The 20,882-nt window shown below is 48.6% G+C and carries 18 protein-coding genes and 1 other annotated feature; of the genes, 5 read left to right on the forward strand and 13 right to left on the reverse strand.

Annotation, left to right across the window (positions count from 1 at the left end):
* Nucleotides 1-131 precede the first annotated feature (131 nt).
* Nucleotides 132-497 (reverse strand): Asp23/Gls24 family envelope stress response protein, encoded by a 366-nt coding sequence (locus tag A3849_RS19340; RefSeq protein WP_019911482.1) that lies wholly within the window; start codon nucleotides 495-497, stop codon nucleotides 132-134.
* 153 nt (nucleotides 498-650) lie between these two features.
* Here A3849_RS19340 and cax point away from each other — a divergent pair, with 153 nt between their 5' ends.
* Nucleotides 651-1,721 carry a calcium/proton exchanger gene (cax, locus tag A3849_RS19345; protein WP_074112902.1) on the forward strand — a complete coding sequence of 357 codons (1,071 nt, stop codon included), beginning with the start codon at nucleotides 651-653 and terminating at the stop codon, nucleotides 1,719-1,721.
* Between the two features lie 157 nt (nucleotides 1,722-1,878).
* On the opposite strand, the gene A3849_RS19350 is transcribed toward cax, so the two are convergent.
* The 5 genes from A3849_RS19350 to A3849_RS19370 all read right to left on the reverse strand — a co-directional run bounded on the left by A3849_RS19350 (nucleotide 1,879) and on the right by A3849_RS19370 (nucleotide 6,939).
* The gene (locus A3849_RS19350) at nucleotides 1,879-2,184 is read right to left on the reverse strand and encodes an Fpa/YlaN family protein (protein WP_074088571.1); all 306 of its coding nucleotides are present in this window, start codon (nucleotides 2,182-2,184) and stop codon (nucleotides 1,879-1,881) included.
* Nucleotides 2,185-2,366: 182 nt separating this feature from the next.
* On the reverse strand, nucleotides 2,367-2,612 hold the full coding sequence (locus tag A3849_RS19355; protein WP_074088570.1) for an HPr family phosphocarrier protein: 246 nt from the start codon (nucleotides 2,610-2,612) through the stop codon (nucleotides 2,367-2,369).
* A gap of 135 nt (nucleotides 2,613-2,747) precedes the next feature.
* Nucleotides 2,748-3,863, reverse strand: a complete 1,116-nt coding sequence (locus A3849_RS19360; protein ID WP_074112903.1) for an aminopeptidase — start codon at nucleotides 3,861-3,863, stop codon at nucleotides 2,748-2,750.
* Nucleotides 3,864-3,955: 92 nt separating this feature from the next.
* Nucleotides 3,956-4,819, reverse strand: a complete 864-nt coding sequence (locus A3849_RS19365) for a hypothetical protein (protein WP_074112904.1) — start codon at nucleotides 4,817-4,819, stop codon at nucleotides 3,956-3,958.
* Between the two features lie 113 nt (nucleotides 4,820-4,932).
* Nucleotides 4,933-6,939, reverse strand: a complete 2,007-nt coding sequence (locus A3849_RS19370) for a sensor domain-containing diguanylate cyclase (protein WP_074112905.1) — start codon at nucleotides 6,937-6,939, stop codon at nucleotides 4,933-4,935.
* A gap of 493 nt (nucleotides 6,940-7,432) precedes the next feature.
* On the opposite strand from A3849_RS19370, the gene rpsD reads away from it, so the two are divergent.
* Nucleotides 7,433-8,032 (forward strand): 30S ribosomal protein S4, encoded by a 600-nt coding sequence (gene rpsD / locus A3849_RS19375; RefSeq protein ID WP_074112906.1) that lies wholly within the window; start codon nucleotides 7,433-7,435, stop codon nucleotides 8,030-8,032.
* Between the two features lie 116 nt (nucleotides 8,033-8,148).
* On the opposite strand, the gene tyrS is transcribed toward rpsD, so the two are convergent.
* Complete coding sequence (gene tyrS / locus A3849_RS19380) at nucleotides 8,149-9,402, reverse strand: tyrosine--tRNA ligase (RefSeq protein WP_074112907.1); 1,254 nt, start codon at nucleotides 9,400-9,402, stop codon at nucleotides 8,149-8,151.
* Nucleotides 9,403-9,482: 80 nt separating this feature from the next.
* Nucleotides 9,483-9,740, reverse strand: a binding site (T-box leader).
* Nucleotides 9,741-9,878: 138 nt separating this feature from the next.
* On the opposite strand from tyrS, the gene A3849_RS19385 reads away from it, so the two are divergent.
* Nucleotides 9,879-12,809: a transglycosylase domain-containing protein gene (locus A3849_RS19385; protein ID WP_074112908.1), complete on the forward strand. Its 2,931-nt coding sequence runs from the start codon at nucleotides 9,879-9,881 to the stop codon at nucleotides 12,807-12,809.
* Nucleotides 12,810-12,925: 116 nt separating this feature from the next.
* On the opposite strand, the gene acsA is transcribed toward A3849_RS19385, so the two are convergent.
* Nucleotides 12,926-14,650 carry an acetate--CoA ligase gene (gene acsA / locus A3849_RS19390; RefSeq protein WP_074112909.1) on the reverse strand — a complete coding sequence of 575 codons (1,725 nt, stop codon included), beginning with the start codon at nucleotides 14,648-14,650 and terminating at the stop codon, nucleotides 12,926-12,928.
* A gap of 160 nt (nucleotides 14,651-14,810) precedes the next feature.
* Between acsA and A3849_RS19395 the strand changes: the two genes are divergently transcribed.
* Nucleotides 14,811-15,443 carry a GNAT family N-acetyltransferase gene (locus A3849_RS19395; RefSeq protein WP_074112910.1) on the forward strand — a complete coding sequence of 211 codons (633 nt, stop codon included), beginning with the start codon at nucleotides 14,811-14,813 and terminating at the stop codon, nucleotides 15,441-15,443.
* 29 nt (nucleotides 15,444-15,472) lie between these two features.
* Here the strand turns inward: A3849_RS19395 and A3849_RS19400 are convergent, their stop codons facing one another.
* The 3 genes from A3849_RS19400 to A3849_RS19410 form a co-directional block, all read right to left on the reverse strand.
* Entirely contained in the window at nucleotides 15,473-16,168 is a 696-nt protein-coding gene (locus A3849_RS19400) for a 5'-methylthioadenosine/adenosylhomocysteine nucleosidase (protein WP_074112911.1), read from the reverse strand.
* 93 nt (nucleotides 16,169-16,261) lie between these two features.
* Nucleotides 16,262-17,272: a catabolite control protein A gene (gene ccpA, locus A3849_RS19405; protein ID WP_074088561.1), complete on the reverse strand. Its 1,011-nt coding sequence runs from the start codon at nucleotides 17,270-17,272 to the stop codon at nucleotides 16,262-16,264.
* A 320-nt stretch (nucleotides 17,273-17,592) separates the two neighbouring features.
* A complete protein-coding gene (locus A3849_RS19410; protein ID WP_143191866.1) occupies nucleotides 17,593-17,997 on the reverse strand; it encodes a hypothetical protein in 405 nt (134 codons plus the stop codon).
* A 243-nt stretch (nucleotides 17,998-18,240) separates the two neighbouring features.
* Here A3849_RS19410 and A3849_RS19415 point away from each other — a divergent pair, with 243 nt between their 5' ends.
* Nucleotides 18,241-18,765, forward strand: coding sequence for a type 1 glutamine amidotransferase domain-containing protein (locus A3849_RS19415; protein ID WP_074112913.1), 525 nt, complete (start codon nucleotides 18,241-18,243; stop codon nucleotides 18,763-18,765).
* Between the two features lie 58 nt (nucleotides 18,766-18,823).
* Here A3849_RS19415 and A3849_RS19420 read toward each other — a convergent pair whose 3' ends face one another.
* On the reverse strand, nucleotides 18,824-20,248 hold the full coding sequence (locus A3849_RS19420; RefSeq protein ID WP_074112914.1) for a DUF4179 domain-containing protein: 1,425 nt from the start codon (nucleotides 20,246-20,248) through the stop codon (nucleotides 18,824-18,826).
* Complete coding sequence (locus A3849_RS19425; RefSeq protein ID WP_074112915.1) at nucleotides 20,235-20,774, reverse strand: sigma-70 family RNA polymerase sigma factor; 540 nt, start codon at nucleotides 20,772-20,774, stop codon at nucleotides 20,235-20,237. The genes A3849_RS19420 and A3849_RS19425 overlap by 14 nt, the downstream gene beginning before the upstream one ends.
* Between the last annotated feature and the right edge of the window lie 108 nt (nucleotides 20,775-20,882).

Below are 20,882 nucleotides of genomic sequence, written 5' to 3' on the forward strand. Positions count from 1 at the left end.
TAAGGGCTAGTTCATCGAGAAATCAATCCTTATATTGTTTCACCCAACACACAAAAGGCAGCCCAGGATAACCTCCCGGACTGCCTTTTGGTATTCAGGTCAGCAAGCTGCCTTCTTCAGCGGTATACCGCTTACGAAATTTCGTCGTTCTTGAAGGCCACGCCTTCTACCTTAACGTTGACTTCAACGATATGAAGTCCCGTCATGCTCTCCACAGCCTCGCGTACATTCTGTTGAAGCATTCGGCACACCTCGTGAATCGGAGTTTCATACAGAACAATAATACGTAAGTCCACTGCGGCTTCAAGCTGCCCTACTTCAACGGTTACACCCTTTTGTACATTCTTACCACTGAGACGCTTGGCCCAACCTTCGGACAATCCGCCAGACATGGCCGCGATTCCCGGGGTCTCCAAAGCAGCCAGTCCGGCAATCTTCGAGACGACGTCATTTGATATCCGTATGTTACCCATTTCCAGTTGAAGTTGTTCCGCCATGCCATAACCCCCCTACACTCATTATCAATTATTGTAATTCGAAAACAGGCTAAAAAGCAAATGACTTTCTCGCATTCCCGTTTACACACAGGAACAATTTGGGTATATTGATTATGAATTCAACCTACATACTGAGACTGGAGTGTGCCTTACTTGAAAAAATGGATATCTCCCGCGCTGTTAGCAGTTACCTTTCTGCTTAGCGCCATCGGACACTATGCGGACTGGGACCACACGCTGCAGTTCATACTCTCCGCCATTTCGGTCGTTTTCGTAGCCGGTTTTCTGGGCAGAGCTACCGAGAGTGTAGCCCACTATGCCGGACAGCGGCTGGGGGGCTTTCTAAATGCCACCTTCGGCAACGCGGCAGAGCTGATAATCGCCTTTTTCCTGGTCAAAGAAGGTCTGTTCGATATGGTTAAAGCCAGCCTCACCGGCTCCATCATCGGTAATCTTCTGCTGGTACTGGGTCTTAGTATCTTCGCCGGCGGCATGAAATTCAAAGTTCAGAACTTCAATGTCACGCTGGCTGGACTGAATGGCTCCCTGATGATCGTGGCGGTCATTGCCCTCTTTGTACCCGCCATGTTCTTCAATACTCATTCCATCACGGAAAAAGATACGGATGTACTCAGTCTCGTGGTCGCCGGACTGCTGATTGCGGCCTACATGGCCTGGCTAGTCTTCTCCATGATTACACACAAAAAATATCTGGCAGACGTTACCGAAGACAATGATGAAGAACTGCCGAATGAGCACAAGCCAGCCTGGTCCATGAAGAGATCGATTATTTATCTGGTGCTGGCAACAATAATGGTTGCTTTCGTCAGTGAATGGCTGGTGGGTACACTGGAAACTCTGACCGAACGTTTCGGTTTCAGCGAGCTCTTTGTCGGTGCATTCCTTGTTGCCATCATTGGTAATGCCGCGGAGCACAGCGCTGCAATCATGCTGGCCATGAAGAACAAGATTGGCGCAGCCGTAGAAATAGCTGTCGGCAGCAGTCTGCAGATCGCCTTATTCGTTGCTCCGGTCCTGATCTTTGCCAGCTATTTCATGGGCAACACGATGGACATTGTCTTCACCACGATAGAGATTGTCGCGATCGCCGTCTCGGTCTTCATCGCCAAATCCATTATTCAGGATGGGGCAACCAACTGGTATGAGGGATTGCTCCTGCTTGCCGTATACATGATTCTCGGCGTTTCATTTTATCTCGTCTAAGACAAAAAAGCACATGGCGGACCAATAGGTCACCATGTGCTTTTTTATAATATAAGGATTATTTGTTGAACACCATACCTTATCCTTCTGTTCATCATTGAAACGGGTGCCACAGGTCCTGGACATCGCAGCCGTTTCAACTTGAGAATAGTTAGGACTATAACATCTCGCGCTCTTCAGCCTTCTTATTCAGCGCATCGTACAGTACAGCCAGATTACGCTCCAGCTCGCTCAGTATCAGCTTACCCGAAATCTCCGGCACCAGACCTGCTCTGACCGCAAAATCCACCTCTCTGGAGAATCCGTACATCTGGGTATCCAGCACTTCCTCATAGAGAGGACAGTAGCGTGTCGCCAGATTCTCCATCTGCACTTCAATGAGCTTCTGAATTTTATCTGCATCTTCTTGTAGAAGAGTGACTGCTCTTAGATTAAGCTGTTCCTGTAAATCCGATGAAGTCATGCATTATCCCCCCCATGTCCAAAAGTTACAGCTGCAATTGCTATTTAGTTTAATATTAGTCGAAATCGGAACCCAATACAAGAATGCAGTTTATAATCAAGCAGAAATGCAGCATATTTTACTCATGTGTACAGAAAAAACGCCCTGCCGCACAGGCAGGACGTCCTACGGGAATAATTGAATTATTCCGCTACCACTGTAAATTTCAATCCGTGTTTGGCAAACACTTCGCTCATTGCCTTCTTCGCTTCTTCGGCATCTGCGCCATGAACATGCAGCTCGTAGCTTTGGCTGGATACAAGGGTTGTAAACAATCCAAGAATACTCTTAACATCAATGTACTTGTTCTCTGCTTGAAGAACGATAGATGAGTTGAACTGGCTTGCCGTTTGGGCAATATCCACGATTGCCGCATTGTTACTGGACATAGGTATCCCTCCGCAACTTGATTATGAAACTTAAGTCTTTTGTAACCAATTCCATGATACATTGAATCCGCTTACTCGTGCAAGGAATTTTCCTGAAATAGAATGTAAGCCGCAAAATTCGCTTGTGAATCCATTTTATTTCAGGTTTTCGGGGTTCAGACCTTCCAGTTCAGGAAGAACAAAAATTCCATCCTTGCGGATCAGCACATCGTCAAAATAAATTTCGCCGCCACCGTATTCCGGACGCTGGATGAGGACAAGGTCCCAGTGAATCGAGGACCGGTTCCCGTTATCCGTTACATCATAGGCTTGGCCCGGGGTGAAGTGCAGACTGCCGGCGATTTTCTCATCGAACAGAATGTCTTTCATAGGGTGCAGGATATACGGATTGAAGCCGATCGCAAATTCGCCAATATGGCGGGCACCATCGTCTGAATCCAGAATCTCGTTCAACCGCGCGGTATCATTGCTTGTAGCTTCAACAATTTTTCCGTTTTCGAATTTGAATTTGACATTTTCGAATGTCACACCGTTATACAGGGTGGCAGCGTTATAGCTGATCGTTCCATTTACGGAGTCACGGACAGGAGCGCTGTAGACCTCGCCGTCCGGAATGTTTTTCTGTCCGGAGCATTTCTCCGCACCAATTCCCAGTATGGAGAAAGTAAGCTCTGTACCTGGTCCGGCGATGCGGACCTTGTCCGTTCTTCGCATAAGGTCCGCAAGCGCGTCCTGAGCTTTATCCATTTTGGCATAATCCAGATTGCAGACCTCAAAGTAGAAGTCCTCAAAGGCTTCCGTGGTAGTATTGGCTAACTGGGCCATACTAGCATTCGGATACCGGAGAACAACCCATTTTGTGTGCTTGACGCGTTGTTCGCTATGTACCGGATGGGAATACAGAGAATTATACAGCTTCATATTTTCTTCAGGAACGTCAGAGAGGTCATTAACGTTCTCCCCGGCACGTATTCCGATATAGCAATCCATTTGCTTCATCCGGTTCAGGTCAATTTCCGCCCAGGCTTCAAGACCTTCGCGTGTTGCATATTTAAGCATGCTGCGCAGGACCGTACGGTCAGTAAGCTGCACAAATGCACGGCCCCCGGCTTTGCCCACTTCCTCCACCACAGCTTTGATCAAATCTCTCTCGCTGCCGATCATTTCGACCAGCACGTTCTCGCCCGGTTGCACGTTCACGGAGTAGCTTACAAGATTCTCCGCAAGCTTTTGAATCCTCGGATCTTTCATTCTTTCTCTCTTCCTTCCTCATACTAATAGTCAACATACCGTTTCATTGTAGCACGCCTGTACTGGAGCGCAAGGCATGAGGACACCGAAATTCAGCGGTAGCCATAAAAATTGACCTGTGTCAGATAAATTTCCTCTACGGTACTGCCGCTTATCGTTTGGACTCCAGGGCGGCTTACTTTCCGGCTGCCGGTCAGGCTCTTCGGAAGGTTACGTTTCTTGTCTACCTTGAGATAATATACTGTCTTGACGGATACCTGCTGAAGCTTCTGCTGAAGTTCCTTGTTCTTCTGCTCCCATACCAGCTGCAATGACTCCAATCCCTTGTCTGCTACCTTAAGATTTATCATAGACCCTTCTGGACGAATCGCATCCATCTGATGCTGGAGCTCTGCGGCTAACTGCCTCTTCGCTTCCGCTTCACTGAGCTCGATACGCAAAACCCTTGTTCCCCTTGCCGTACCCGCTTCTTCGGTCACCTTTTTTTCCAGATTCTCCAGTTCATCGAGCTGGCGGATCGGATTAAGCGCAGGCAGCGGATTATCTCCCTCGGCAGAACCCTTCTCTGACAGCAGGGTCCATTCGCCATTTTTCTTCTCAAGCTTGGAATAGTAGGCTGGAGTCCCGGCCGGACTTGACTTCAGCGTTACCTTTTCTCCCCTGGCCGCCGTACGGGGTGTACCCTTATCCGGCAAAACTGTGTAAAGACTTACCTTGTTATGTTCTGCAACAGATCCTCCATAATATAGCGCAGTTTCCGGGGCAGGTTTACCGTTAAGCAGCAGGGAAGAAGCCCCTTCAAAAGATACCCCGTCACTCCCGTGCATCCCGGCTAGCGCCAGATTCAGATCCTCGGCCGCAGGCTTGTTATTTATGGGTCCACAGCTCGTGCAAAGTATCGCGGAGCCCAGCAGAAGAGTACTCAAAACCTTTTTCTTAACATTTGTTTTTCTCATGGCATTCAAGCCTTTCAGGTTAAGGGTGTTAATATTTCTTTAGAGTCTCCTATGCACTGAGGCTTATACGCACAATGAAATTCGCAGTGAAACGCAAAAAAGAATCCTCAGGTTTACACCCAAGGATTCTTTGCACTAATTTCGGCTTTTTTATTATCAATCACAACCAGGTTTCTGCCGTTATTCTTCGCTTCATATAATGCCATGTCTGCCCGATAGAAGAGCGATTCCACGCTGACCTTATCGTCGGTCCAGCTCCACTCTGCAATCCCGCAGGAGACGGTTACACGCGGCTTGGTCTCACCCATTACCCGCTTGCGGATACGTTCCGCTACGAATACAGCTTGCTGAACGCCAAGCTGAGGCAAATAGACCGCGAGCTCTTCTCCGCCCCATCTCGCAGCAATATCACCCTGACGGATAGATGACTTGACGATTTCGCTTACCTGCTTCAGAATTTTATCACCCTGCTGGTGTCCATATGTATCATTGACCATCTTAAACTGATCGATATCGACAACAATTAAGGAACCGCAAAAATCAGTAGACTGTTTGTCCTTGATTACTTCGTCCAGATAATGCCTCGCATACAATCCGGTCAGAGTATCGCGGTTAGCCAAACGCCTAACCTCGGCATGCAGACGTGCATTGCCTACCGCAAGTCCGATATGGCCAGCCATCGCCTGAAGCAGCCTGTAGCTGTCATAAGAGAAGAAATGCGGATCACGGTGGGTAAGCATAATTGCGCCGCGGACCTCTCCGCCGACATTTAGTGGAGTAGCGATGATAGAATTCGACCCGGTAGCATCCATCAGACGGGAATAGGTTCCCGCCGAATTCTGATAATCGGATAGAATAAGCGCCTCACCCGTGGCATACACCTTGCCTCCAAGTCCTGCACTCTTCTCAATAATTTCACCCAGCAGAGGGTGATAGTTGCAGGCAATCGCCTCCAGCCCACCCTTCTCTTCATTCATATGCAAAATACAGCAAAAGTCCGCATCAAACATATCAAGCAGCTCTTCAAAGGCATATTGAAAAATCTCCCCGAGCCGCAGGCTTTGATTCAGACGCTGAGTGAGTTCATTGCTCATGCGAAGTTCTCGAATCAGCTGGTTGGAACGTTCATACAGTTTGGCATTTTCAAAAGCAGTCCCTGCAGTATCAGCTACCATGGTTAGAAAGCGCAAATCGACCTCCGGAAAAGAGGGTTTGTCCATCACCATATGAAATACGCCATATACCCCCTGCTTCCCGCCGAGCGGAAGGCCAATCTCAACGGAATGGCTGTCATCGCGTCCGGCATACAAGGCAACTCGCCCATCCTTGAATGCCTTTGCGCACACATCATCATTGCCCCAGCGCAGCGGAAGGGGTTTGACCTGAGGATGAGAGCTCCGGTGGTCCTGTGACATGAAGAGTTCCAGTCTGGCTCCCGGGTACATGGCCGAAATACTGTCAATAACCTCATTAAGCACAGCGTTCACATCTATATTGTCATGCATCCGCTGCACAATTTGGAAGAGCAGCGAACGCCTGTTGCTCTCACGCTCCGCATGAAGATGCACTCCAGCCAAGTCAGACACGAAGACATGCTCAAATCTGCGGTAAAAGCAAGTCTCATAATGTGCCGCCATGGCTTCCGCAGTATGCAGTCCGCCTTGTTCATATTGATCTTGCGGCATGGCGCAGCCGAGCAGAGCAAAGATTTCCCGTTTACCGCGCGAGTATATCGGCAGAACTAAAAAGGACATTTGATGTCCATCAGCCTCTTGATGTACCGTATATAGCTTTTTTGATTCTAGGGCAATGGCTGCCGCAGCCTCCCATTGAACCTTCCAGCTTTGCTCCGAATGGCCTATAAAATCTGTATGATCAATATATTTCCCTTCAAAATTAAGCACACCCCAGTTCCAGGACTTCGCGAATGCCGGTCCAGCCAGATTTCGCCATTCCCTGAAACTTTCCACAATCAAACTGACTGCATAAGGGAAGTCATAGGATACAATATCCATTTCCCTGAGCCATGCGGCGGGATCTTGATTCTCTCCGCTTGATTGCATGGTGTCCTGTAACAGCACACGATTATCCTTGCGTTCGTATGCTTCCCGCTCTGACATAAAGAGGATCCCCTTTGCATCTCAAAACAAGCAGAAACGACTTTGCCGCCCTCTAATAGGCCAGTACCGCTTCAACAAGAAAGAGAAGGATAATTTTATAATGTGAATCACAAAAATCTTTAAATTTTAAAATAGCATTCCGATAACATCTAATTAGTTATATTTTACTCCCTTTCTTTAGGTATTGCATTATATTTTCCTCAAAACCGGGATTTTTTTTAGGACCAAAGAACTAACGACAAAGATAGACAAAAACTCTTTTAAGTTGCTCTTGACTTTACCTGTCATTTTCATATAATATTTATTGTTGAACAAGACTGTAACAAGTCTTAATTGGGCGTAACGTTGTGTCACCCTCACGCATCTCGTTACTGCCAGGGCAGCGGCTGAACTTCCCCGGCAGTGTGAAACCATCTAACGCTTTCACGTATACGATTTGCGGCGCAAATAGGCCCTAACATGAAATTTCAATTATAAAGGAGTCTACTATAACATGGCACGTTACACCGGACCTAAATTCAAACTCAGCCGCCGTCTGGGCATTTCCCTTAGCGGTACAGGCAAAGACCTGAAACGCCCTTTCCCACCAGGACAGCACGGCGCTAACCAACGCAGAAAAGTAAGTAACTACGGAATGCAGCTTTTGGAAAAACAAAAACTGCGTCACATGTACGGTTTGGGTGAAAAGCAGTTTAAGACTCTCTTCACTAAAGCACAGAAGCTCCAGGGTATTGCGGGCGAAAACTTCATGTTCCTGCTCGAAAGCCGCTTGGACAACCTGGTATACCGTCTTGGTTTTGCTAACTCCCGCGCTGGTGCGCGTCAGCTGGTATCCCACGGACATGTTACCGTTAACGGCAAAAAAGTCGACATCGCTTCTTACCGTGTAAGTGTAGGCGACGTTATCGGACTTCGTGAAAGAAGCCGCGCTATGGCTTCCATCAAAGAAGCTCTGGAAAACCGTTCCCACCTTGCAGGCTATCTGGAATATGCTGATGGTTCTTTCGAAGGCAAATACATTCGTTTGCCAGAACGTGCCGAGCTGTCCCAAGATATCGATGAAAAGCAAATCGTCGAATTCTACAACCGTTAAGATTTCGCCTACAGCGAAAACGAGTAAAGCCTCCAGAGCAATCTGGGGGCTTTTTTTCATTTCCATTGAACAAGAGTACAGCCTAGAGAAATTCCTTCGCTGGTTATTCAGCATTGCTAGACCAAGTTCAACTTAATGAACCTCCGCTTGCCCACCTGGATAATATCTCCATTTTTCGGCATGAGCTCACCGTTTATTTCTTCCTGTTTCACTTCGTTTAATTTAACTGAGCCTTGCTTTATGCTTCGTTTAGCTTCACCTTTTGAGCCTGCAAAACCAATTCGAGTCAGAAGCTCGGCCAGCTGGATCTTGCCATTCTCAAGCTCAGCAGCTGCGAGATTATAGATCTCGATATTCTCAGGCAGCGCCCGCTGCTGAAAGACAGTGATGAAATGCTGCTGTGCAGACTCCGCTGCTGCTGAACCGTGGTAAATGCGTACAAAGGTATAGGCCAGCTGCATTTTGACATCCCTTGGATGTGCCTTCCCTGACGACAGAGCTTCCTTCAGCGCAGCCAGCTCCTCACTGCTGAGGTCTGTAACCATTTCATAGTATCTCAGCATCAGCTCATCCGGAACAGACATGGTCTTCCCGTACATTTCATTCGGATCTTCATCGATACCAATGTAGTTGCCGAGACTCTTGCTCATTTTCTTAACTCCGTCGAGCCCTTCGAGCAAAGGCATCAGTATGACAACCTGGGGCTCTATCCCGTATTCCTTCTGCAGAGTACGGCCCATCAATATATTGAACTTCTGATCCGTACCGCCCAGCTCGATATCAGTCTTATTCTCAACGGAATCCATTCCCTGCATCAGCGGGTAGAAAAATTCATGAATACTGATGGCCTGGCCGCCCTGGAAGCGTTTCGTGAAATCGTCACGCTCCATCATCCGCGCCACGGTTACTTTCGATGACAAATTTACTACTTCCGCAAAAGTCATCAGACTCAGCCAATCCGAGTTGCATAGTAGCTGTGTCTGCTCAGGATTAAGAATTTTGAAAATTTGCCGCTTGTAAGTCGCCGCGTTGCGCTGCACATCTTCTTCGCTAAGCTGCTTGCGTGTCTCAGATTTACCTGTGGGGTCGCCAATCCGTCCAGTGAAATCCCCGATAATCAGCTGAACTACATGCCCAAACTCCTGAAACTGACGCAGCTTGTGAAGCACAACCGTATGCCCGATATGGATGTCCGGAGCCGACGGGTCCAGCCCCAACTTAACGTTAAGCGGAACCCCCGTCACCACTGACTTCATCAGCTTGCCTCTCAATTCCTCCTCCGGTACAATTTCTGCCGCTCCGCGTGAGACCACTTCCAGCTGCCGCTCGACTTCCTGCTGCTGCGCACGGGTCAACTCTTCCCATTTCATAATTACGCCTCCTAAAAAATCTGTTAGTGCATCCTTCGTCCCATGTTCAAATAACGCAAAAAGAGCCTTTCACTCATCCCACAAGGGACGAGCAAAAGACTCGCGGTACCACCCTAATTAAAGATCCGCCGCGCCTGGACGCAGCCGTAATCCTCCACTTCATTGCGATAACGGGATCATACCCGGTACCGGACTACTGGACAAGCCAAAATACAGATTGTCTTTCCTCCGGTCAGCTCCAGACTGTAATTCAAAGGGGCCTGCTGCCGGTTCGCACCACCCACCGGCTCTCTGAAACACTTGGCTTGCCTTCTACTGATGTCCTTCCACGCCTTTATGATATCTAATTGAATCTATTTGTATCACAGCCGCTTTTCAAAAGTCAACTACAGGCTGAAAAGCCGTATAACGCAGGGGCGCATTCAAAATCGCCAAATTGTGCTATAATAGTTCCGTTAAAAGGAGGATTAACGTCGATGGTTGAGGAGAACAAAAAGAAGAACGCAAAGCAGCGTCCACCCCGTAGATCCTGGCTCCGCAGGTTCGGTTCCGTCGTGAAGTGGATGTTTATACTCGGCATACTCGGCATACTGTTTGCCGGTGGTGCTGTGGCAGGCTATGTCACTTCCATAGTGAAGGACGATCCTGTCCGCTCCGAGGAATTGATCCAACAGCAAGTCAGCCAGAATTCCATTACCGGCTTTGCGTATTTCCGCGATGGCCAACCGATCGGCCAGCTCCGGACTGAAGAGGACCGCAGACTTGTAGAATTCAACAATATTCCGCAGCTCGTGATTGATGCCGTTCTCGCTATAGAGGACAATAATTTCTACAATCATAAAGGGGTCGATTTTAGCGGCACCCTGCGTGCCGTAAAGCAAAAGCTGCTGAACGAATCCGTCCAGACCGGCGGGAGCACCCTGACCCAGCAATTAGCGCGCCGCGTGTTCCTGAATCTGGACCGGACAGAGGACCGTAAGATCAAGGAGATCCTGCTGTCTCTAAGGTTAGAACGATATTTATCCAAGCAGGAAATTTTGACGGCCTATTTGAATAAGGTTCCTTTCGGAAACGGATCCAACGGCTACAATGTGTATGGTATCAAAGCAGCAGCGAAAGGAATTTTCGGATTAGATGATCTGGAAAAGCTGAATACTGCCCAAGCTGCTTATTTAGCCGGACTCCCCCAGCTCCCCTCCAAGTATTCCGCGTTTAATGGAGTTGGTACATTTAATGAAACCGCATTTAAACGTGCCATGGAGCGCCAAAAGCTTGTACTTCGCCGGATGCTGGAGGAGAACAAAATCACTGCCTCCCAGTATAACGAAGCACTCCAGTTTGATATCAAGGCTTCTTTAGCGCCGCATACGAAGAAGGCTTACGCTACATATCCTTATTTGATGCTAGAGACGGAGCGCAAAGCAGCCGAGGTCCTAATGTCCATCAATGAAGGGAATAACGGTGTGGTCGATCCGAATTCCTCTTCTACTGAAGATCATAGTGTGCAGCTGGAGGAAGCGCGTCAGCAGCTTATGAACGGAGGCTACCGCGTATATACAACGATTGATAAAAAGGTATACAGCGCTATGCACAGCATCTCCGAGGACAGCGAAAACTTCACAAAGGACAGTAAGGCCAGAGGCAAGGAACAGACAGCGGGCATGATGATCAACAACAAAACAGGGGCTATCCTGGGCATGATCGAAGGCAGGGACTTCAACATTGAGCAAATGAACTATGCCACGCAAATGGTTCGCCAGCCGGGGTCGACCATGAAACCGATAGCTGCCTACCTCCCTGCGCTGGACGCCGGATTAATTCAGCCTGCAGGCATTCTGGATGATGCGCCGATTATTCTCAAAGACGGGGGCAAAGGATTCCACATCCCCAAAAATGCCAACAACCGGTATCAGGGTCTGGTCACAGCCCGTTATGCGCTTAACAAATCCTTGAACTTGCCAGCCCTAAAGCTGTTCAATGAAAAGGTTGGAATCGAGAAGGCGTGGGCTTTTGCCAAGAAACTGGGCATTACCACCATACAGGATAATGATTACAACGCACAGACCGGTGTTATCGGCGGTTTACGCTATGGGGTTACAGTTGAGGAATTAACAAATGCCTACTCCTCTATCGGGAATCAGGGGGCATTCAATGACGCCTATATGATCGAGAAGATTGTAGATTCCCAAGGTAAAATTGTTTACCAGCATAAAGTAAATCCGGAGCAGGTCTACTCGAAGCAAACCGCTTATCTGATGACGGATATGCTGCGGACGGTTATTACCGAAGGAACAGCAAGTACAGTTAAGAAAAACTATAAGCACTTCAAAGATGTGCCGATTGTCGGCAAAACCGGTTCTACCCAAAATTATGGGGATGTGTGGTTTATGGGCTATACACCGGATGTGACCCTTGGCATGTGGGTGGGCTACAAGGAGCAAATTAATACCCTTCAGGGCGATACCCAGAAACGGCAGGCACAGACCTTATGGACGAAAGTGATGAACGCCGTTATTGATAAGCAGCCTGAGCTTTTTGTCACGAAGGAATTCCCGAAACCTGAAGGAATTGTCAAGAAGACAGTGTCTGCATACAGCGGTAAGCTTCCTACTGACTTGACCGACAGGTTCACTACAGATCTGTTCAATGCAAAATATGTGCCGACCGCAAGTGATGACGGAATCTCCAAAGCAAAGTATATTAGCTATAATGGAGTAAACTATATCCCTCTGGATGGCACACCTGAGGACTTCCTCAAAGAAAAAATTGTCGTCAAGCGCGAAAAGCCAATTCAGGATCTGGTAAAGGAACTGCTTGCGGCTTTCCCTTCAATGAAGGAGCATGAACCGCTGGAATATTATATGCCTGAAGATGCCAAATCCGACTTCCCAACCGAGGTTGATCCCCGTGTGGATGATGGCAATGCACCAACAGCTCCAAGCGGAGTCAATGTATCCTACAGTACGGGCAAGGCCGTCATTACCTTTAATCCGAGCGGCTCGCCGGATGTAGTCGGCTACCGCTTGTACCGCTCACTGAACGGTGGTTTGTTCAAGAAGCAGGCTGTTCTCTCTGTTGGCGAAGGAACCACTTTTACACCAGGTACTCCAGCTAATGTGAATGCCTCCTTCTATGTGGCTGCCGTAGATGTTGCCGGTCATGAGTCGGCATCCGGAAGTGTTGCAGGAGGTGCTACACCGACCCCGGAATCGACTCCACCACCGGCAGATATTCCGGATACAGAAGCGACACCTGACCCGGGAGCCGGGCCGTCAGCTACAGAGGATCCCGGGATGATTATTATCCCGCCATCGGGTGGCTCTGACGTTCCTGCCGGATCGGGCACCAATGCACCCGCTGAAGGCAATGCCACTGCTGGCGGGAATGCCGGAGCTACAACACCTTAATATTGGGTCTGCAGAAACTGTCAGACTCTAGTAACCCCAAAAAACACCGCTACCGGGTCATTGCCGGCAGTGGTGTTTTTTGGCGACTCTATTTTTTGGCAACTCTATATCGTTCTTTAATCCTCAATGGTAGACAGATCACCCGCGGGGAGATGCAGTTCCCAGGCTTTCAGAACGCGGCGCATAATTTTGCCGGATCGGGTCTTGGGCAGCTTTTCCCTGAATTCGATTTCACGTGGTGCTGCATGAGCGGATAATCCCGTTTTGACAAAAGCCGCAATTTCCTCCTTTAGCTCGGCCGTTGGGAAATAACCATCCCTTAAAGAAATGAACGCCTTAATAATCTCTCCACGCATAACATCCGGTTTACCGATAACCCCGGCTTCAGCTACCGCAGGATGCTCTACCAGCTTGCTCTCCACCTCGAAAGGTCCAATCCGCTCACCAGAGGAATTGATGACATCATCGATACGGCCCTGAAACCAGAAATAACCGTCCTCGTCCATATAAGCAGAATCTCCGGAGATGTACCAGCCGGGAATGCGGAAGTACTCTTCATATTTTGCTTGGTTATTCCAGATCTTACCCATCATAGAGGGCCAAGGGGTCCGAATCGCTAGGTTACCCATAGAATAAGGCGGCAACAGATTACCCCGGTCATCCAATATAGCAGCTTCGATACCGGGCAGTGGCCGCCCCATGGAGCCGGGCTTGATATCCATTCCCGGGTAATTACAGATCAGCTGTGCTCCGGTTTCCGTCATCCACCACGTATCGTGTATGCGCTGCTGGTAGAATTTGTCCCCCCAGCGCACCACTTCGGGATTCAGCGGTTCCCCTACAGACAGGACATGACGCAGACTGCTAAGATCAATCCCCTGCAGGCTCGCCTCTCCTGCCCCCATAAGCATGCGGAATGCGGTAGGTGCACTGTACCATACAGTAACCGCAAAACGTTCAATGGTCTTATACCAATCCTGCGGACTGAAGCGTCCACCACGCACAACGTTGGTCACACCGTTCAGCCAAGGGGCAAAAATCCCATAAGAGGTTCCCGTGACCCATCCTGGATCGGCTGTGCACCAATAGATATCGTCAGGACGCAAGTCAAGTACAACCTTCCCTGTGTAATAATGCTGAATCATTGCTCTTTGCACATGGTATACACCTTTGGGCTTGCCGGTTGAGCCGGAGGTGTAATGCATAATCAGCCCATCCTCCAGACTAAGCCATTCGGGATCAAGCTCCACTGACGCTGCAGCGGTTTCTTCTTCATAGCTTACTAGCCCTTGTTCAATATCTGCAGTGCCTCCTACCACAAAAATATGCTTCAGCGCAGGCAGCTCTTCTCGTTTGACCCGATGCAGTAACTCCGGTGTGGTTACGAGGGCTACGGCGCCGCTATCCTCCAGGCGGTCTTTAACAGCTGTTTCCATAAATGCCTCAAACAATGGTCCCGCCACCGCACCTACCTTGAGAATGCCCAACAGACTGAAGTACAGCTCCGGCTTGCGGGGCATAAAAATAAAAACTCTGTCTCCCCGGCCAATACCATGCGTACGCAACACGTTTCCGAAGCGGTTGGACCTTTCCCGCAGATCTGAGAACGTGTACATTTCTTCCCTTGTGGCATCACTGTAGATCAAAGCCGTTGCCGCTCCGCGGCCTTCGAGCACATGCCGGTCAATCGCTTCATGGGCCATATTCACCTTGCCGCTCTCATGCCAGGAGAAGTTTTTCTCCACATCTTCCCACCGGAATTCGCTTACTGCCCGGGAATAATCCGCCATATTGGCTTGCTTCACGCGGCCCGGTAAAATTTCGCTGTGGACTTGCCCCATTACTCTTGCCTCCCTCACTCGTTTGATTTAAGCTTTAAGGGCGAGACTCTTCTCTTAAGCAATGCTGTCAACGGTTTAATTGTGAATATTTTATGTCGGACTTAGTATATCACAGGAAGCGGTTACATTCTAGATTATAGTGACTGAAGGGAGCCTGGCCATGGAGCACCGCAAAATTCCTGTATCCCATATCCTTCATCAACAAGATAGTATACTTACCGTTAGTGGACCTCTGTCTCCAGACACGCTGAAAGGCCTGCAGATGCATCCTGATCTGGATGCCTTCCGTAAACCGCGGGAACAGTTGGAAGCGCTTATAGAGATTGCTGGATTGCGTGAGGGCCGTGTAATAGCCGCTGTTGCAGACAATATGATAGCAGGATATGTTACTTTTCACTATCCTGATGAACTGGAGCTGTGGTCTCAGGGCGGCATGGTTGATCTTATAGAGCTGGGTGCTATTGAAGTAGCGGATGGATATCGGGGAATGGGGCTTGCAAAGCTGCTGATTACAAGTGCTTTTGAGCAGGAACAGCTGGAGAATTGCATCGTATTTACAACCGAATATTACTGGCATTGGGATCTTAAAGGCAGCGGACTTGATGTATGGGCTTACCGCCAGATGATGGAGAAGCTTATGCAAACTGTGGATATGGTGTGGTATGCCACAGATGATCCGGAGATCTGCTCCCACCCTGCCAATTGCCTCATGGTCCGTATCGGCCGTGAAGTGCCTATGTCTTCGCAGGAAACCTTTGACCGGGTGCGCTTCAGACAGCGTTTCATGTACTAATGCAGCAGATCCATCTCCGGAAGGAAGATTTACATCGCCTTAAGCATATATTCAAGGATAGCATGGGAGCATCCGGCGGCGGTTACCGTAAATTCGTTGTAATTTGCATGTGCCGAACCATCTGCTTTATCAGACATGGAGCGGATAATCACAAAAGGAATAGCGTTCATAAAGCAAACCTGTGCAACGGCGGCCCCTTCCATTTCCGCACATGCCCCGTTGAAATGTTCACGGAGCCCAGCCACAACGGCTGCGCTGGCAATAAATTGATCCCCTGACAATACTATTCCCGTAATCGACTTTTGCTTCAGGCTCATACAGGCCTCTTCTGCCAATTGAACAAGAGCAGGGTCTGCGGGGAAAGAGGATACCGCCTGATAGGGGATCACCCCCCGTGGGTAGCCAAGAGCGGTAACGTCCATATCATGCTGAATGCAGTCCGCTGAGATCACAATATCCCCTATGCCCAGATCCGGATGTACCGCTCCCGCAACACCTGTGAACAACACACATGCCACGCCAAAGGTATCGATCAGAATTTGTGTCGTTACCGCAGCATTCACCTTGCCGACCCCCGATTTACAGAGAACGATCTGTTTGCCTGAAATAGTACCTGTATAATAAATAATACCCGCCTTAAGAGTGCTCACTTTATCTTCCATGCTGTCGAGTAGCAGTTTTATCTCCTCGTCCATTGCTCCAATTAATCCAATGACTTCGTTCATATGTATCCTCCCACGGTCAAAATCAACGATATAAAACATAAAAAGCCCCAGAAGGAGCTTTCTACGTACAGATATTCAAACCTATTCGAATGCTTACTTGTTCACATGATTGACTGACAAACGGAGGATCGTCTCATGCGGTAAAATAACCCGCGGATTCTCAACGGTTTCCTTCTTCATCAGCTTCGTCAGCAGTCTCATTGCTACAGCGCCCAGATCGTACATTGGCTGTGCTACTGTAGTCAGCAAAGGACGAACCATGGATGCCATACGGATGTTGTCGACACTGATGATTGAGAAGTCATCGGGAACCTTAAGACCTTCGTCCTGGATACTGTGGATGGCTCCGATCGCCATTTCATCGGTTGCAGCAAATATAGCCGTCGGCTTCTTCTTCAGCCCCAGGAAATACTTCATGGCTTCGACACCGGATTCGTAACGATAGTTCCCGATGCGTACCAGGTCCTCCTGATACTCAATGCCTGCTGCTTCCAGTGCTTTCTTATAGCCTTGGAAACGGGCATAGCCGTTGGCAGGATCCTGCAGGGTACCGCTGATCATTGCAATTTCGCGGTGACCATGACGGATTAGTGTGTTCACAGCATCAAATGCCGCCGTCTCATGGTCGATATCAACTGAAGGATAAGTCCCCTTCTCATCACGCGTAGCGCAGAGTACGATTGGCACAGCAGACGTCTGGAACGCTTGAATGTGCTCTTCAGTTACAGTCCCGCCCATGAAGAGCAGACCGTCCACTTGCTTCTCCAAAAGCGTATTGATGACACGAATTTCCTTCTCTTTGCGTTTATCCGCGTTACACAAAATAATGTTGTAATGATACATGTTGGCAATATCTTCGATCCCACGCGCAATTTCCGCAAAAATCGAGTTCGAGATATCGGGGATAACAACCCCAACGGTTGTCGTTTTCTTGCTGGCGAGACCTCTCGCCACGGCATTTGGACGATAGCCCAAACGCTCAATCGCTTCAAAAACTTTCTTCCGGGTCTGCGGTTTCACGTTTGGGTTATTATTCACAACCCGTGATACCGTAGCCATAGATACGCCTGCTTCTCGAGCTACATCGTAAATGGTTACCGTCAAATTACTCTCTCCATTGCGATAAATTTTATCGTTCGACTAATTAAAATTATGATACGACACTTTGTACAATTGTGCAATGATAACGCTTCATTTTCCTTTCAAAATTTCTTTCAAAAGGCCGGGAACGCCACCGTTATACGGAATAAGGGCCCTGCTGTTACATCATTTTCTCCGAGTAATTGCTTCTAATGAACTTGTCGTATTCATAGGTTTGTCTGATATAATTCTATCGTATCAAAAAGCGCGTGAAAAATCCAACATTCGTGAAAGATTTTCATTGATTTTGCAGAAAAAATTTCAGAATCCGCTTTATTCTGCATTTATTTCGCTTTTTCTGCCGACTGGACTGTCAATTGAGCTATTCTTTTTCCAGTTTCGTCCATCCACTTACGATCAAGAAGATCTGCTGCCACCTGGTAGACATCCAACAGTAAGTCTATGCGCCCCTGTATGCCACTCCGGATCGCGTCCTCTACCTCAGATATTCCACCCGCGAACAATCCAGCTGCAAAAGTTTCTTTAAGTACACTTGCCCATTCATTCTTGTCCGCAAACGAAATATGCCGCTTAGGCGGTGATTCCCCGAGTTCGTGAATCAGCTTGCCCAGATCGCTTCGGATAAATGGCAGAGGCTCGTAACGGCCGCACTCGGTACAGGTGTAGACTGGAACATGTGTTATTTTTATCTTTGCACTATAGATCAGCGTATGCATATGTATGGTCATGATACCGCCGCAGTCACACGGTCTCTTCATTAATTGTTCTTTATGCATCTCCCACACCTCAGACTTAGTAATAAAATCCCTGCTTAACTGCTATATTCGACCTCCTTCCCCTCAATCCCTTCTGATTTGCATAAAATGATTAATTTGGCAATTAAGCAAAGTATTCCTACGCCCGGGATGACTTCATATTTCAAATTTGCTAGAATGTACTGAAGCCACGATTGACGAAGGGAGCTGCAAAGCATGAGACTAACCGGAAAAAAGGTCATTGCACTCGTTGACGATGAGTTCGAGGATTTAGAGCTGTGGTACCCCGTGTACCGTGTCAGGGAGGAAGGTGCCGAAGTGCATCTGGCCGGACTGGAAAAAGACAAAACGTACGTTGGAAAATATGGCGTACCCGCTAAAGCCGAATATTCCTGGGATGAACTGAACGCCTCCGATTATGACGGCATTCTGGTGCCGGGCGGCTGGGCTCCTGATAAAATCCGCCGATATAGCGCGGTACTGAAGCTGGTGCAGGATTTCAACGCCGCCAAGAAGCCAATCGGCCAAATCTGCCATGCCGGCTGGGTGCTGATCTCTGCGAAAATACTGGACGGTGTAACAGTTACATCTACTCCCGGCATCCGTGATGATATGGAAAATGCCGGAGCGATCTGGAAAGATGAGGCTGTCGTCACAGACGGGCATATCATCTCAGCCCGCCGCCCACCGGATCTTCCGCCTTATGGCAAAGCCTTTTGCGATGCGCTGGCGGGAGAATAACATTAGTAAGCCCTGTACCTTCAGCTAGAAGGTCAGGGCTTTTACTGTGAATATGCGGCTATTTGCGGATAGCGAGGGAAACTTGTTCTTTTATCGGATTGGGGTAGCTGTTAATCTTGAACGTTAGAGGCTCTGGCAGCGCTTCATTACCTATATTGTAATAATACAAAACAGGAATGGCTCCCTGAACAGTGCTCTCTTTGCGCATAGGCACACTGATGTCTTCAAACCTTGTGGTATGCTGAGTCCCCGAGCCATCTGTAAAGTCCTCATCCAAAATCATGTTTACATCGTCAATTGCCCTGACTCTTTGCTTAGACGGATAGACTTCCAGCAGCATGGTCCGCTTACCTGAAGCACCGGTATTAACAGAAACCTTTATTCGATCATCCGGCCCTTTGATTACCTGCTTCTTATCCGTATCAATCACAAGCTCCATTGCATTTTTGTCCAGAGCCTGGATTCCATTGATTCTCATCTCCAGCGGCTCCTTGGAGGTATTAACGTTGTCAAAAACGAGCGTTCGAATCCTGTCTTGGGAAATCGAGCGTTTTGTATGTAACTCCGTAAGGTCATTGCTCCTGCCCAGCATTAGCTGGGGTGAGATCAATCCGAAGATTTCTTTGGAGTTCCGCTCATCATATTCTGCTTCCACATAAATGCCGGATACCGCAATATACACACTGTTTATTTTAATGTTCTGGCCTGCAAGAATCATATTTTGATTTATTTTGAGTGTTTGTCCGGCTTTGGCTAAAGCTTCTTGATTCAGAGCTATCGGCACGGACAGTTCTGCTGCATAGTCTTCTGTTGTGAAGCGCGCTACATCCCGTTCGTTCTCGTCATAGAGTCCCGCTTTTACGAACAATCGATCCGGCAATTCCTTATATTCTTCGTCCCACAAAATGTGCTGATATCCGCGCGTGATACCCGGCTTCGAATTTTGCACACTCCTGGGCCCATACCGATCTACCATTGCATCCTCATCGTTGACCATGGATATTCTAAACTTCCGCGTATTCTCCAGTGTATGGTTCTGCAGAGTGTAGAGAATGATAATCCCCTTCTGATCGGCTGCGATGCCGTCTACAGTCAGTCTGTATCCGCTCCGTTCCGCTGAAGTGCCGTTAACCCGCTGCACCAAACCTGCATCGAGGGCTGATGACACCGTAAGATTACTGCCGACAGCCGTACGGAATACCTCAAACTCCCCCCAGTCGTGCACGGAGCCAAGCTGACTTTGAATAGTGCTGTTAGGCAGCCCCTCACGCCCGCCAATCCACGGAACCGCAAACATCAGTACAACGGCCAGCACAGCTAATCCGCCCAGGAAGTAACCCCTTCTGCCCGGAATCCGCCCGCCTCTTGAACCATGGACCCCGCTGCGGATAGCCGTAAGCAGCTTAACCTCGTGTACCTCCGCTGCCTCCAGAGACAGCTCGTCAAAATAATCCTTCAGCAGCTTTTCCTCATTCTGAACCATGCTCCCATACCCCCTTCCGTTTCAACTTATCGCGCAGCTGCTTCAATCCTTTGTTCAGCCAGGTCTTGATGGTTCCTTCCGGCCGGTTCAGCACCTCGGCTATTTCGGATACAGTCATATCCTGGTAATATTTCAGCACCAGCACCTGGCGGTATTTCAGCTTTACGCCGTCCAGCGCCTGCTCCATATCCAGCTTGCGGTCACTGGTCATTTCCATAATCCTGCCGCCGGGGTTTACAGGTTCAACCAGGTTAAGCCGTTTCCTGCGCTTCAGTTCATCCTTGCAACAATTGATCAGGATGCGGGTCAACCAGGGGGCAAACCGCCCGGGGTCCTTGAGGCTGTTGCGTCTGATCCAGGCCCGGTATGTACTTTCCTGAAGTACTTCAAGTGCATCTGGTTCATTTCTCAAGTAACTGTAGGCAATCCCGTAGAGGATTTTCCTCTGCTCCGCGACCTGGCGGATAAACTGCTGTTCCTCCTCTTCCACAGCAAGCACCCGCTCCCCCTCCAAAAGATTCTCCATGCTCCGACTTCTCACCCTCTCTGCTCTTTATTAGAATTTCTATATATACTGACTACATTAGCAGGGAAACGGTTTTACTTTTTTTGAAAGCACAGCAAAAATAACCCC

The organism is Paenibacillus sp. P46E, from assembly GCF_001909095.1.
Lineage (GTDB): Bacteria > Bacillota > Bacilli > Paenibacillales > Paenibacillaceae > Paenibacillus_AQ > Paenibacillus_AQ helianthi.